Source organism: Streptomyces fuscichromogenes (assembly GCF_014645815.1).
Lineage (GTDB): Bacteria > Actinomycetota > Actinomycetes > Streptomycetales > Streptomycetaceae > Streptomyces > Streptomyces fuscichromogenes.
Genome location: NZ_BMML01000003.1, coordinates 361,770 through 375,253, shown reverse-complemented (window position 1 = coordinate 375,253; position 13,484 = coordinate 361,770). Strand labels below are relative to the sequence as shown.

The 13,484-nt window shown below is 72.9% G+C and carries 14 protein-coding genes and 1 pseudogene; 7 read left to right on the top strand and 8 right to left on the bottom strand.

All coding sequences use genetic code 11. The annotated features are described in order from the left end of the window. Positions 1-88: 88 nt before the first annotated feature. From IEZ11_RS08710 to IEZ11_RS08695, 4 genes and pseudogenes are all read left to right on the top strand, one after another. Positions 89-1,648, top strand: coding sequence for an SDR family oxidoreductase (locus IEZ11_RS08710; RefSeq protein ID WP_189262035.1), 1,560 nt, complete (start codon positions 89-91; stop codon positions 1,646-1,648). 293 nt (positions 1,649-1,941) lie between these two features. Continuing rightward, positions 1,942-2,430: pseudogene (locus IEZ11_RS08705) on the top strand (phospholipase D-like domain-containing protein); the annotation flags it as partial. A gap of 58 nt (positions 2,431-2,488) precedes the next feature. Next, positions 2,489-3,325: a YihY/virulence factor BrkB family protein gene (locus IEZ11_RS08700; protein ID WP_189262034.1), complete on the top strand. Its 837-nt coding sequence runs from the start codon at positions 2,489-2,491 to the stop codon at positions 3,323-3,325. A 117-nt stretch (positions 3,326-3,442) separates the two neighbouring features. Continuing rightward, positions 3,443-3,940, top strand: a complete 498-nt coding sequence (locus IEZ11_RS08695) for a MarR family winged helix-turn-helix transcriptional regulator (protein WP_229712886.1) — start codon at positions 3,443-3,445, stop codon at positions 3,938-3,940. A gap of 2 nt (positions 3,941-3,942) precedes the next feature. On the opposite strand, the gene IEZ11_RS08690 is transcribed toward IEZ11_RS08695, so the two are convergent. From IEZ11_RS08690 to IEZ11_RS08665, 6 genes are all read right to left on the bottom strand, one after another. Continuing rightward, entirely contained in the window at positions 3,943-5,751 is a 1,809-nt protein-coding gene (locus IEZ11_RS08690; protein WP_189262032.1) for a PP2C family protein-serine/threonine phosphatase, read from the bottom strand. Continuing rightward, positions 5,748-6,794, bottom strand: coding sequence for an ATP-binding SpoIIE family protein phosphatase (locus tag IEZ11_RS08685; RefSeq protein WP_189262031.1), 1,047 nt, complete (start codon positions 6,792-6,794; stop codon positions 5,748-5,750). Before IEZ11_RS08685 ends, IEZ11_RS08690 begins: the two co-directional genes overlap by 4 nt. Continuing rightward, complete coding sequence (locus tag IEZ11_RS08680; protein WP_189262030.1) at positions 6,791-7,240, bottom strand: ATP-binding protein; 450 nt, start codon at positions 7,238-7,240, stop codon at positions 6,791-6,793. The genes IEZ11_RS08685 and IEZ11_RS08680 overlap by 4 nt, the downstream gene beginning before the upstream one ends. After that, a complete protein-coding gene (locus tag IEZ11_RS08675) occupies positions 7,237-7,656 on the bottom strand; it encodes an STAS domain-containing protein (RefSeq protein WP_189262029.1) in 420 nt (139 codons plus the stop codon). The genes IEZ11_RS08680 and IEZ11_RS08675 overlap by 4 nt, the downstream gene beginning before the upstream one ends. Next, positions 7,653-8,546, bottom strand: coding sequence for an STAS domain-containing protein (locus tag IEZ11_RS08670; RefSeq protein ID WP_189262028.1), 894 nt, complete (start codon positions 8,544-8,546; stop codon positions 7,653-7,655). Before IEZ11_RS08670 ends, IEZ11_RS08675 begins: the two co-directional genes overlap by 4 nt. 137 nt (positions 8,547-8,683) lie before the next feature. Beyond that, positions 8,684-9,832, bottom strand: a complete 1,149-nt coding sequence (locus IEZ11_RS08665; RefSeq protein WP_229712885.1) for a PP2C family protein-serine/threonine phosphatase — start codon at positions 9,830-9,832, stop codon at positions 8,684-8,686. 161 nt (positions 9,833-9,993) lie between these two features. Here IEZ11_RS08665 and IEZ11_RS08660 point away from each other — a divergent pair, with 161 nt between their 5' ends. Continuing rightward, positions 9,994-10,479 (top strand): MarR family winged helix-turn-helix transcriptional regulator, encoded by a 486-nt coding sequence (locus IEZ11_RS08660; RefSeq protein ID WP_189262026.1) that lies wholly within the window; start codon positions 9,994-9,996, stop codon positions 10,477-10,479. A 406-nt stretch (positions 10,480-10,885) separates the two neighbouring features. Further along, on the top strand, positions 10,886-11,875 hold the full coding sequence (locus IEZ11_RS08655; RefSeq protein ID WP_189262025.1) for an Acg family FMN-binding oxidoreductase: 990 nt from the start codon (positions 10,886-10,888) through the stop codon (positions 11,873-11,875). A gap of 186 nt (positions 11,876-12,061) precedes the next feature. Here IEZ11_RS08655 and IEZ11_RS08650 read toward each other — a convergent pair whose 3' ends face one another. Next, on the bottom strand, positions 12,062-12,190 hold the full coding sequence (locus tag IEZ11_RS08650) for an adenine nucleotide alpha hydrolase family protein (protein ID WP_373294863.1): 129 nt from the start codon (positions 12,188-12,190) through the stop codon (positions 12,062-12,064). A 76-nt stretch (positions 12,191-12,266) separates the two neighbouring features. Between IEZ11_RS08650 and IEZ11_RS08645 the strand changes: the two genes are divergently transcribed. Continuing rightward, positions 12,267-12,920 (top strand): cation efflux transmembrane domain-containing protein, encoded by a 654-nt coding sequence (locus tag IEZ11_RS08645; protein WP_189262024.1) that lies wholly within the window; start codon positions 12,267-12,269, stop codon positions 12,918-12,920. Between the two features lie 106 nt (positions 12,921-13,026). On the opposite strand, the gene IEZ11_RS08640 is transcribed toward IEZ11_RS08645, so the two are convergent. Further along, positions 13,027-13,296, bottom strand: a complete 270-nt coding sequence (locus tag IEZ11_RS08640) for an SHOCT domain-containing protein (RefSeq protein WP_229712884.1) — start codon at positions 13,294-13,296, stop codon at positions 13,027-13,029. Positions 13,297-13,484 lie beyond the last annotated feature (188 nt).

The window sequence follows — 13,484 nt, the reverse complement described above, 5'->3', positions numbered from 1 at the left end:
GCGCATCGTACCGGGGTACTCGCGGATCACGGCCGAGGTGCATCCGCGTGGGGTGCCACGGCCGAAGACCCGGACGTGAGGAGGCGCCATGGAGACGACGGCAGACCGGCCCCTGTGCCTGGTGACCGGGGCGAGCGGCTACATCGGCGGACGGCTCGTGCCCGAGCTGCTGGCCGCCGGACACCGGGTGCGCTGCCTGGCCCGCTCCCCCGGGAAACTGCGTGACCATCCCTGGGCCGGGGAGGTGGAGGTGGTCCAGGGGGACGTCACGGACCCGGTCACGGTCGGCGCCGCCATGCGGGAGGTCGCCGTGGCCTACTACCTGGTGCACGCGCTCGGCACCGGCCGCGGCTTCGAGGACACCGACCGCCGGGGCGCCGACGTCTTCGGCACCCAGGCCGCCCGCGCCGGGGTGCGCCGCATCGTCTACCTCGGCGGGCTGACCCCGGCCGACGTGCCCGGGCAGGAGCTGTCGCCCCATCTGCGCTCGCGGTCCGAGGTCGGGCGGATCCTGCTGGCGAGCGGGGTGCCTGCCACGGTGCTGCGCGCCGCCGTGATCATCGGATCCGGCTCGGCCTCCTTCGAGATGCTGCGCTACCTGACCGAGCGGCTGCCGGTGATGGTCACACCGAGCTGGGTACGCACCCGCATCCAGCCGATCGCGGTCCGGGACGTGCTGCGCCTGCTGGTGGGCAGCGCCCGGATGCCCGCGGACGTGAACCGCGCCTTCGACATCGGCGGGCCCGACGTCCTGACGTACCGCGACATGATGCTGCGCTACGCCGCGATCGCCGGACTCCCCCGGCGCGTGATCGTGCCGGTGCCGGTGCTCACCCCCCGGCTGTCCGGCCTCTGGGTCGGCCTGGTCACCCCGGTCCCCGCGTCGATCGCCCGGCCGCTGGCGGAGTCGCTGCGGCACGAGGTGGTGTGCCGGGAGAACGACATCACGCGCTACGTCCCCGAGCCGCCCGGCCGTTCCATCGGCTTCGACGACGCGGTACGGCTGGCGCTCAAGCGCGTGCAGGACGCCGAGGTCTCCACCCGCTGGTCCTCCGCCTCGGTGCCCGGCGCGCCCAGCGACCCGCTGCCCACCGACCCCGCCTGGGCGGGCGGAAGCCTCTACACCGACCTGCGGGAACGGTCGGTGGACGCACCGCCCGAGGCTCTGTGGCGGGTGATCGAGGGCGTCGGCGGCGAGAACGGCTGGTACTCCTTTCCTCTGGCCTGGTCCGTGCGGGGCATCGCCGACCGGCTCGCGGGCGGGGTGGGGCTGCGCCGCGGGCGCCGGGACGCGCACCGGCTGCGGGTGGGCGACTCGGTGGACTTCTGGCGGGTGGAGGAGATCGAACCGGGCCGGCTGCTGCGGCTGCGCGCGGAGATGCGGCTGCCGGGGCTGGCCTGGCTGGAGATGCGGGCGGGCACCGACGCCACCGGCCGTACCCGCTACCGGCAGCGGGCCCTGTTCCATCCGCACGGGCTGCTCGGCCAGGCCTACTGGTGGAGCGTCTCCCCCTTCCACGCCGTCGTCTTCGGCGGCATGGCCCGCAACATCGCCCGCGCGGCCGAGCGGGCGGACGGCGACGGCCCGGGGACCGGGGTGCCCACCGCCGACGGCACGGCGTCGGCGGTGCTCCGTCCGACCCGGTGAGGGTGGGGCCGGAGCGAGCACGTGAACGCTGGTGCGAGCACGGAAGCTCCGGAGCAAGGGGGGAGTTCTGGAGCGAGTGCGGAAGCTCCGGAGCAAGTGCGGGAGCTCTGGAGTAGGTGCGGGAGCTCTGGAGTAAGGCGGTGCCGGCCGGGCATTCGGTCCTCCGGGCTCGTCCGGCAGCCCTCGACCTTCCGTCTTCATGGCCCAGTGGGGGATTCGGCGTGATACTCGACGATGTACCGGCGACTCCGGCTCCCGGCGATGCTCGGGACGATCCGCTCGGCCCGGCACACCTCCGGGTCGTGCTCACCTCCGCCGAGGAGCGGTTCCGGCTGGCCACCGCCTGCTTCGCGCCCGACACCTACTTCATCGGCCTGCTGTGCGAGACCGCCCGCCGCGGTGTGCGGGTCGAGATCCTGCTGCCGGGCCCGCACACCGACCAGCGGGCCTGCCAGCTCGCCGGTCAGCACCACTACGCGCGTCTTCTCCGGGCCGGTGTGCACATCCGCCAGTACCAGCCGACCATGATGCACGCCAAGATCATCACCGTGGACTCGGTCGCCTCCCTCATCGGATCCACGAACTTCAACCGCCGCTCCATGGACCACGACGAAGAGGTCGTGCCCACCGTCCTGGACGAGGAGTTCACCGCGGCGCTCGACCGCGACTACGAGGCGGACCTGGAGCACAGCGTCGACATCGACCTCGGCCGGTGGAAGCGACGGGCGGTGCTGCAGCGCGCCAGGGAAGCCGCGGTCACCCCGATCCGGCGCTTCCTGTGAGCCGGCCGCGCCGCACCCCTGGGACATCGCGGGCAACGGAAGTGAGAACATCCGCCTCATGGAAAAAGCGGACGGCCGTACGGCCCGCTGGTGGAAGGCGCTGCGCCGGACACCGGCGGCGGTCTGGAACGACGACATCACGGACTGGGCCGCGGCGCTGACGTACTACGCGGTACTGGCCCTGTTCCCGGTCCTGCTGGTCGTCCTCTCGATCCTGGGCCTGACCATCCCCACGGCCAAGCCGCAGGTCATCGACCGTATGGCACAGGCCGCCCCGCTCGCCTCCCGCGCGCTGCTGCGCAGCACCCTGCGGCAGATGGCCGGACAGTCCTCGACGGCGTGGACGGTGATCGTCCTGGGCGGGTCGGCGGCCCTGTGGTCGGGGTCCAGCTATCTGAGCGTCTTCCGCCGGGCGTTGCACGCCATGCACCGGATCAGTTCGCACCGGCCGGTCTGGCGGACCGCGCCGCGCATCATCGCGACCGCCCTCGTCCTGGTCACCCTGCTGCTCACGTCCACCATCGCGATGGCGATCACCGGCAGCCTGGCCCGGCGGCTGGGCCGGGTGCTGGACCTGGGAACCGGACCGCAGGCGGCGTGGGACACCCTGCGGTGGCCGGTGGTGGCCGTGGTCGCGGTCGTACTGGTGCTGGTCCTGTACCGATCCGGCCCGGCGCCCACCCGCGCGATCCGGAAGATGGCGCCGGGCGGCGGGCTGGCCGTGGTGCTGGTGCTGACCGTCTCCCTCGGGTTCACCGTCTACACCTCGCACGTCGGCACCTATCACCGCCTGTACGGCTCGCTGGCGGGCGTCGTCGTGTTCCTCATCTGGCTGTGGCTGTCCAACCTGGCCCTTCTGGTCGGTGCCCAGTTCAACGCGGAACTGGCGAAATGAGTCTGCGGGGATTTCATGCAGGACCGCACACCCACCGCTTGCGCCCCCGTTCCCCGGGTACAGCGAGGGAAATGGAGTGTCCTCGCAGCAGCCGTTCCCACTGAAAGCGAAGTCGTCGTGACTGTTCCCGGCGGCCCCGACGGCCGTGCCGAGGGCCCGGGTGGCGATCCGGGCGCGGCCGCGCACGAGATCGCCGATGCCGTGGAGCGTCTGGTGAGTCTGTGGTCGACGGCCGCGCAGCAGGCGCCGGTACGCCTGTCACCGCACCAGTTGCGAGCGCTCTGGGCCCTGGATACGGCACCGGAGACGAATCTGACGGGCCTGGCGGACCGGCTGGACATCGGGCTGCCGACGGCGAGCCGGCTCTGCGACCGGCTGGAGGCGGCGGGGATGCTGGAGCGGGCGCCGCACCCGCGCAGGCGCCGCGAGCTGCGGCTGAGGCTGACGCATCACGGGCGCCGGGTGCTGGACGACGTGGCACGTCGCCGCGTCCAGGCCCTGACCGGGGTGCTGGCGGCCATGGAACCCGTGGAGCGATCCGCGCTCGTGCGGGGCATGAAGGCCTGCTTCGCGGCGGAGGGCGACCCGTCCTCTCGACCGCGGCGGACACCGTAGTGTCAGCGGGCCGGTGGCCCCTGTTGCCCCGGTGTCTCCGGTAGCTCCGTGCCGGCGGCACGGCACGCGTTCTCTGCCCTGAGGACGTCCGCGTCATCGCGAGGGATGTGGCAGAGCAGCAGGCAGACGTCGTCGTCGCGTTCGGAGTCGCGCAGCAGGGGCTTCAGCAGCGCCTCGGCGCACGCGTCCAGGTCCTCCAGCTCGGCGGCGCCGAGTGCGGCCACGGCCCGGCCGAGTGTCTCGATGCCCGGGTCGATGCCGTGGGCCCGCCGCTCCACCAGACCGTCGGTGTACAGCACGAGCGTGGAGCCCGGCGGCAGTTCGGCGGTGTGGTCCTCGTACTCGAAGGGCAGGGGCACGCCCAGCATGACGCCGGGTCTGGTGTCCAGGACACGCACGGTTCCACCGGGTGTGCGGGCCAGCGCCGGAGGGTGGCCGGCGGCGGCCCAGACGACGTGCGGGTCGCCGGGCCGGAAGCGGGCGATCACCGCGGTCGCGTACAGGTTCGGCTGCTGATGGCAGAGCATGCGGTGCAGGCGGGTGAGGATGCGGGCGGGGCTGTCGTCCTCGACCGCGTAGGCACGCAGGGCGGTGCGCAGCTGGCCCATGATGACGGCGGCGCGCAGCCCGTGCCCGGTGACGTCTCCCACGACGGTGAGCAGGCTGCCGTCGGGCTGGGGGAAGGCGTCGTACCAGTCTCCGCCGATGTTGAGTCCGCGGGTGGCGGGCAGGTAGCGGGCGGCCAGGCGCACCCCCTCGGTGCCGGGCAGGGCGGTGAGCTGGGCGCGTTGCAGGGCTTCGGCGGTGTCCCGGTGCTGTTCGTAACGGCGGGCGTTGTCCAGGGCGATGGCGATGCGGCGGGCCAGTTCGACCAGCATCACGCTGGTGTCCTCGTCGAAGCGGTCGCCGGGCGCGGTCAGGGTCAGCACGCCCAGGGTGCGGCGCACGGTGAGGGGGATGCACAGCAGCGGCGCGTTCGGGGACAGTACGGACGGTGGCAGGTCGTCGATGCCCGGAAGGGCGCCGGGGTACGGTCCGGCCTGCTGCGGGCGGCCGAGCCGGGCGGCCGCGACCGCGGCGGCGGAGTGCCCGCTGCCCGGGTCCTCCGGTTCGTCGAAGAGCCAGACTTCGACATCGCTCGCGTACCCGGGGACGAGCAGCCCGGGAAGGCACCGCAGGATGTCCTCCTGGTCGAGCGACGCGGTGACGGCGGCGCTGGCGTCGGCGAGGAAGGTCAGCAGACGCCGTGCCTTCTCCGCCTCTCCCCGTGCGGCCCGTTCGGCGTCGAGCAGGTCCCGCTGGATCCGTGCGGCGGCGTCGAGTTCGGCGTGCAGGGCCATCACGCCCTGGTTGGTCTGGTGCAGTTCCTCGCGGTGCAGGCGGAGCTGCCGTTCCGTCTCGTCGAGCCGGCGCAGGATCGCGGCCGTCTCCACGTCCGCCGCCAGGACCGCTTCCACGAGGGAGCACTCGTCCGGGTGCTGCGACCGGTGCGGTTCGCCCCCTGTCCACGCCGGACGACCCGGGCAGGTGAGCGCCAGCCGCCAGAGCGGCGTTCGGCCGAGTTCGGCCGGAACGGGCTCGGCGACGGCCTCGACGAGGAGGGTGCCGTCGGACGCGGACGGCCGGACGGTGAGGGTGAGTTCCGCACCGCACGCGCCGAGACACGCGCGCAGCCGTGCGGTGAGCGCGGTGAGGAAACGGGCGCGTTCGACCTCGGGGGCGCCCAGGCCGGCCGTGAGGCGCGCGGCGAAGGCCCGGGCGCGGGCGGCTTCCGCGGCCGAGGTGATCTTCCGTACGTCCGGCGGCGTCACGGGCGCCCGCCCGGACGTCCGGAGGCCAGTACCGCCACGCAGGTGTCGTCGCGCACGGGGGTGGCGGCGCTGCTGGCGTCCCGGAGGACGGCCGCCGCGACCACGGCCGGGTCGTGTGCGAGGAGTTCGGCGTCGGTGGGCGGCACCCACCGGCTGGGCAGTCCGTCGCTGTGCAGGACGAGCAGGCTGTCCGGCGCCCAGGGCCGGCTGCGCACGGGTACGGTCGCCGGAAACTGCGCGCCGACGATGCCGGGGTGCGAGATGAGGTGTTCCCAGGAGCCGTTGTCGTGCAGGCGGGCTCCTGTGTTGCCGACCCCGGCGAAGGCGAGTTCCCCGCGGTGCGTGTCCAGTTGGGCCACAGCCACCGCCGCCCCGCGGGTGGGCCGCAGGGCCGTGTGCAGATGACGCAGGATCTCCGCGGGCCGCAGATGCCCGACGCGGGGCAGTTCGTCGACGGCGGCGCCGGACGCCTGGGCGGCCTTGGCGCCGTGCCCCAGGCCGTCGGCGAGCAGCAGGGTCAGCAGGGCGCCCGAGCGGACACAGCTCCAGGCGTCCCCGGAGTACTCGGCACGGGCGAGCGGGATGTTGATCCCTCCGGCTCGTCCGGCGGCCCCGGTGTGCGGACGGCCGGCGTCCTGGTCGACCCGGGCCACCGCGACGGTGCCCCGGGCGCTGCTGTACAGGTCGAACGCGCTGGAGATGCGCAGGCAGGTGCCCAGACCGGCGCCGAGCGAGGCGTCGCTGGTGCTGTAGCCGTCGCGGAGGGCGACGGTGACGTCGGGGATGCCGGGGCCGTGGTCGAGGGCACTGATCTGGACCGCCGGACCGCTGGTGGCCGGTGCCGGGCGATCGACGAGGTGGATCACCAGGCGGCCGCCGCCGGCGTGCTTGAGCAGGTTGGTGGCCAGTTCGGTGGCGACCAGGGCGGCGACCGCCGTGCGGTGGTCGTCGAGACCGGCGTGGGCGCCGGCGGCCTCGGTCGCCACCCGGGCGTCCCGTACCCGGGTGGAGTCGTGCACGGGGACGTCCCAGACGCGTGTCATCCGAGCCCCGGGCGGACGGCGGGCGCCCGGGTGACCCAGGCGACGACGGTGACGACCGTGCCCTGACCGGGCTCGGTCTCGACGGAGAGCTCGTCCACCAGCCGCTTGGCCCCGCTGAGGCCCAGTCCCAGGCCGCCGCCGGTGGTGTAGCCGTCGGTCATGGCCAGTTCGACGTCGCGGATACCGGGACCGGTGTCGGTGAAGAGCAGCCGGAGCCCACGCGCCGGACCGTGGTGCAGCGGGTGGATCTGCGCCTGCCCGCCGCCGCCGTGGACGAGGGTGTTCCGGGCCAGCTCGCTGGCGGCGGTGACGATCTTCGTCTGCTGCACGAGCCCGAATCCGAGTTCGGCGGCGAACTGGCGCACCTGGTGGCGGACCCATGCGAGGTCCGCGTCCGAGCCGATCGGCAGGCTCGTGACGGTGGCGGGTTCGGAGGCAGGTGTCACGTGCCCCCCTCGGGTGTGTCCGGGGCGACCGCGGCCGGGTCCCGCGCGATCAGTTCGAGAGCGCGCGCGGCGTCGAGGGCGGTCTCCAGGCCGGGCAGGGTGAGGCCCAGTTCGACCAGGGTGATCGCCACGGCGGGTCGCATCCCGCACAGCACGGTACGGGCGGCCATCAGCCGGACGCCGGCGGCGATCTCGGCGATGACCCGGCCCAGGAACGAGTCGACGATGTCCACGCCGGAGACGTCGATGACCACGCCGTCCGCCGCGCTGTGCGCGATCCGGTCGGTGATGTCCTGCTGGAGTTGCTCGGCCATGCCGTCGTGCAGGTCTCCTTGCAGGGTGACCAGCAGGATGTTTCCCAGCGCCAGGACCGGCACCGCCACCGGGTTGCCCGGAACCGGAGGGGGCAGGGTCATCGCGGGCTCGCGCCGTCCGCGCGCCGGAAGACCTCGATGCCCTGCCGGGCGAGCGCGTAGGCCAGTGCGTCGGCCAGCGAGCTGCGGGTGAGCACGGAACTCAGGTCGATGCCGAGGTGCACGATGGTCTGCGCGATCGCGGGACGGATCCCGGAGACGATGCACTCGGCGCCCATCAGGCGGGCGGCGGCGACCGTCTTCATCAGGTGCTGCGCGACGAGCGAGTCGACCGTGGGGACGCCCGTGATGTCGAGGATCGCGTAGCGGGCCCGCTGCTCGACGATCGCCTGGAGCAGTGACTCCATCACCACCTGGCTGCGGGCACTGTCCAGGGTGCCGATCAGCGGCACTCCGATGATGCCGTCCCACAGGCTGATCACGGGGGTGGCCACTTCGAGCAGTTGCAGCTGCTGGCGTGCGATCAGCTCCTCGCCGGCGCTGACCGCCGTCTCCATGAGCACCAGACGGAGTGTTCCCATCAGGACGGTCAGCGCCAGCAGGACGTCCGGCGCCTCCCGCTCGGGCGGCCCCTGGGCCTCGCCGTGCAGCAGTTCGACGGCCACCGCCCGCAGGCCGGCGGCCTCGTCCGCTATCTGGCCGGGGGTGAACCCGCTGCGGGAGCGGGAGGCGGCCATGTGCCCCAGCTGCTCGCGCACCGGGCCGAAGCCGGGGGCCCCGACGCTCTCCAGCCGGCCGCTCGACGCCACCTCCGAGAGGGCGTCCACGACGGCCTTGCAGGCCTCCACCGCCTCGTCCCTGGAGACGGTGAAGACGGTTCGGAACAGCGGCGCGTCCGCCCATCGCTGGGCGATCTGTTCGCGACGGCTCTCCAGGAAGGCCGCCAGTTCCCGCGCCGCCGAATCGGCCGCTGCCCGCTCCGGCACGTGCATCGTCTCCCTCTCAAGAACAGGCTGCCGCGCCACGATCAGCGCAACAGCATCAATTATTGTCACATGACAAGCATTGGCTCCGTGCGTCCCGCGGAAACAACACAGCATCGACACATTCACGGCCCGCCGTCGGCGGCTCAGCGTCCGTGCCAGTCCAGACAGACCACCAGGGCGTCGTCCTTGGGGGCGGACTGGCCGCGATGACCGGTCAGCTCCCGCAGGACGGCACGCGGCACCTCGGCGGCGGGCAGCAGACGGGTGGACATGATCGCGCGGGCCAGGGCGGCGTCCCCGTACGCCTCCCCCCGCGGCGAGGCGACCGCGTACACCCCGTCGCTGACGAAGACGAGCCGGTCGCCGGGCTCGACCGAGAAGTCCTGAGCCACGTAGTCGGTCTCCTCGAACATGCCCAGCGGGAGCTGTGCCTCGAAGGCGACCCGCTCGACCACGCCGTCCCGCAGCCGCAGCAGCTGCGGGGAGCCGGCGTCCACGACCTTCACCCGGCCGGTGGCCAGGTCGAAGTCGAACATGAGCACCGACAGGTAGCAGCTCCCCCGGTAGTGGGCGTACACCGCCTGGTCGCCCAGGGCCGCCTGGTCCGCGAGGGCGATCCCGGCCCGCCGGGCGTTGCGCAGGGCGTTGATGGCGAGGTTCGTCAGCAGGGAGGCCTCTATGCCCTCCCCCATGCCGTTGGTGACGTAGAGCATGAGGTGGTCCGCCGAGGCGGACCAGTCGAAGTTGTCGCCGTGGATGGCGTACGCGGGCTCCAGCTGCGCGCCGAGTTCGTACTCGGGCCGGGCGCAGGAGCGGCCCGGCAGGAGCTGCCACTGCATCTCGGCGGCCAGCGTCAGCCGGTCCTTGCGTCGCGCCCGGAGGTACACGTCCGTGTCGCGTTCGGCCACCACCACCTCGTGCCCGAGCACCTCGGCGATGTCCGCGAGCTCCTTCAGGCAGTCACGTGCCTCCGCCTCGCCGGGCAGGGTGACGGAGAGTACGCCCAGCCGGTCTCCCCGTACCGTGACCGGCAGATGGACGCGCACCGCCCCGCCGCGCACGTCCTCCACGAACGGTTCCTGGGCACCGAAGGCACGGCCGGCGGGGCTGTTGTGCACCGACACCGGCTCCGCCGTGTGCGGCAGCACCGACACCGGCTGCAGCACGGTGAGCCCGTAGTCGGCCATGAACAGGTCGACGCACCGCGCCGCGTACGCGTCCACGAGCACGTGCCGCACGGCGTCGAGCAACTCGTGTGGAGCCGCCGTACGCAGAGCACGCTCAGCAGTCACAAATCTGTTCACGATCGTAAGTACACCAATCCTTCGACGGACACACACGGACCCCGTCAGGCGACGAGGCCGTCCGAGTCGAGTCGCGCCGGGCCGCGAACCATCTCTTCTCACTACCGGCACCTAGTACCCTGGCAGGCGTCCCAGGTGCCTGCGAGAGTGTGACGGTGACCGACTTCCGCCCCCGCCCCGAGCCCGTCCAGGTCGCACGCGCGACCTTGACCGCCATGGAGTTGCTGGAAGTCCTGTGGGGCCGCGCCTCGACCGCGCCGGCCTCTCCGTCGCAGCTGCGCGTACTCCTGATGCTCGAACACCAGGACGGCATCAATCTGCGGACCCTCGCCGACTCCCTCGCCTCCACGCCACCGTCCACCAGCCGCCTCTGCGACCGGCTGGGGGCCGCCGGTTTCGTCGAGCGGGTGGTCAGCCCCACCGACCGGCGCGAGGTACGGCTGCACCTCAGCAGCCGCGGCCGCGCCTTCCTCGACGACCTGCGCGCACGGCGGGAGCAGGAACTGCAGGCGGTGCTGGAGCTGATGCCCGCCGCCAAGCGGACCGCGCTCCTGGAGGGGCTGGAGGCGTTCTGCGACACGGCGGCGCTGCAGATACTCGAGAACACGTCGCACGCCGGGGACAGGACGGCCTGAACCCGGCGCCCCGCGACCGCTCACCCCGGCACTCCGGGGCCCGGACGGCCGGCGCACAGCGCGACCTCCGCCCACCGGAACATGGCAGATCCTTCCCCGTGCATGCGACTCCGCCACTTTCTTGCCTCACGGCCATAGTTGTCAAATGGCAACTGTCCACTTCTTCCTCCCGCCGTTTCGAGTACCCCCGCCTGCCACGGAATTGCCTGTGGGCTACGCCTCAGCGGCGGGGCACCACCGACGAACGGGATCCCGGAACGCGCCCCGGTGCTCGTCGTCCCGTCGGCAGTCGCGTGCACAGCCACCGCCGTGGGCCCACTCGGTCCCTCCCTGGGTCCATGCGGCCCATGCCGCGCCCCGGTGTGATCGTCCACGCTGGAAGCGGGGCCCGGCGAAGGGAGTCACCGTGACCACTCACGACGTGGACGCGCACACGCTCGCCAGCCTCGTGGCCGACGCCACGGCGGCGCCGTCGCTGCACAACGCGCAGCCCTGGAGCTTCCGTCACCTCGCCGCGCAGGGGGTTCTGCGCCTGTACGCCGACCTGTCGCGTGCGCTGCCGCGCACCGACCCGGACGCCCGCGGTCTGCACGTGGGCTGCGGTGCCGCCCTGTTCAACCTGCGCGTGGCCGCCGCCGCGGCCGGACGGTCCCCGGTCGTACGACTGCTGCCGGACCCCGCGGAGCCGACGCTTCTCGCCGAAGTGGCCCTGAACGGCACCGAACCACCTGATCAGGCCCTCGCCGCCTGCTGTCCGGCGATCCCCCTGCGCCACTCCAGCCGCCGTCCCTTCAGCGAGCGGCCCCTGTCGGCCGACCTCCAGGACCGGCTGTCCGAAGCCGCACGTGCCGAGGGCGCGCAGCTGGCCTTCCCCGGCGCCTGGCATGTACAGGAGCTGCTGGAGCTGGTGCAGGACGCCGAGGGCCGCGAGGCACTCGATCCCGGCCTGCGCGCCGAGACCGCCCGCTGGGTCCGGACCGGGCCGACGGAATCCGCCGGAGCGTCGGACGGTATACCCGCCGAGGCGCTCGGTCCCGGCCGGTACGGTCCGGCGACCCCGGTGCGTGACTTCACCGCAGGGCGGCCGGTGCCCGGACGCGGCTGGGCGGTGTTCGAGAAGAACCCGCACATCGCGCTGCTGGGGACGGGTCACGACGGTCCGGCGGACTGGCTGCGCGCGGGCCAGGCGCTGGAGCGCGTCCTGCTCGTGGCCACGGCCGGCGGGCTGGTCACCTCGATGACGTCCCAGACCCTGGAGTGGCCAGAGCTGCGCTGGATCACGCGCGACCCGGCTTCGGCCATGGCCCATGTGCAGATGGTGATCCGCCTCGGCTACGGCCCGGAGGGCCACCCCAGCCCCCGGCGTGCGGTGAACGAGGTACTCGACGTCGTCTGATGAGGAGGTGTCGTAGGAAGTCTCCGAGGCGATGCCCGTCGGTTCGGTCCTCGTCGTCGACGGCGAGGGCGTGCTCGTCGGTATCGTCACCGGCCGCGTACAGCCGCACCGTCCGGCCGACGAGGTCACGGCCCCAAGTCGCCATCGGCAACGTCCTCGTCCTCACCTGTGCACCGGACGCAAGGATCACGCTGTCCGCGGGACGACGGCCACCGGACAGTCCGCCTGGTGCAGCAGGCGGAGTTGCAGGCCACGGTGTCCGTGCCGACGACGGGCGCCCAGCGCGACGAGGTCGGCGGCGGCCGAGCGGTTCACCGGGATCCGGTGGGCCGGGCCCTCTGCCGTCGCACCGTGTACCCGGCGTCGCAGGGTGCTCTGGGAGACTCGGGCGGTGACCACTGTGGACGACGTCGCCCGTAGCTCCCTCCTCCGCCGGGGCTTCGCCCTGGAGTACACGACCCTCGCCTGGAATGTCGTCGGCATCGCGGTGCTCGCCGTCGCGGCGGTCGACGCCCGTTCCGTGGCCCTGGCCGGGTTCGGTCTGGACTCCCTGATCGAGATCGGCGCGTCGACGGTGGTCATCTGGGAACTGTCCGGGACCGGCGAGGCCAGGCAGCGCCGCGCGCTGAAGCTGATCGGGGCCGCCTTCGCGCTTCTGGCCGGCTATCTGCTGGTGCAGTCCACCTGGGTGCTGGCCGCCGGTCACCACCCGCGCCACTCACCCCTGGGCATCGTCTGGACGGCCGTCACCGCCGCCGTGATGTTCGCTCTGGCCGCGGGCAAGGCCCGCACCGGCGCCGCGCTGGACAACGCGGTTCTCAGCGCCGAGGGCCGGGTGACACTCGTCGACGGGATGCTGGCCGCCGCGGTCCTGCTCGGCCTGGTCCTCAACGCCGCCTTCGGCTTCTGGTGGGCCGACCCCGCCGCCGGGTACGTGCTCGTCCACTACGCGGTCCGCGAGGTACGGGAGAGCTTCTCCGCCGCAACGGTCCCGGCCGGTTCCGCGGCGCCGGGTGCCCCGACGCCCCCGGCACCACGCGCGTGACCCTTTCCGGGCGGCTACGGGGTACCGCTGGGCCGACCGCTCGCCAAGGCACTGGTTCGCCGAAGGCCGCCGTCGTGTGCTGGATCGCGGTGACGCAGCGCGGTCACTACTGCCTCGGGCGGTGTGCGGCGAGGCGTTCTCGGGCCTGTGTGTACATGTCCGTGTCGATCTCTCCCGAGGCGTAGCGCCGGTCGAGGATGTCCTCCGGGTTCTCGCGCCGCTCGCGTCCCTCCCAGCCGTCGCCGCGCGCCCCGGCACCCCCGGACGAACCGTGCGTCAAGCGGATCACGGCCCACACCGCAAGGCCGATCAGCACGATCCACAGCAGGGGCATGAAGGCCATCCAGGCCCATCCGCCGCCGTCCCAGTACATCACCGTGCCCCACCTCCACCTGCGACGTTCCGAAAACGCCCGTTGTGTGTTCATGGTGGGCCCCGCCCGGCGGGGACACCTAGGGCTCATCGGTCCCCCTCCCGGACCACTCGGCACCCCACCACGAGCCGGACGGCCTCCCGACGTCGTTCACGGCCGCAGGGAGAGGTGGCTCTCCTCTTCCTGTGCGT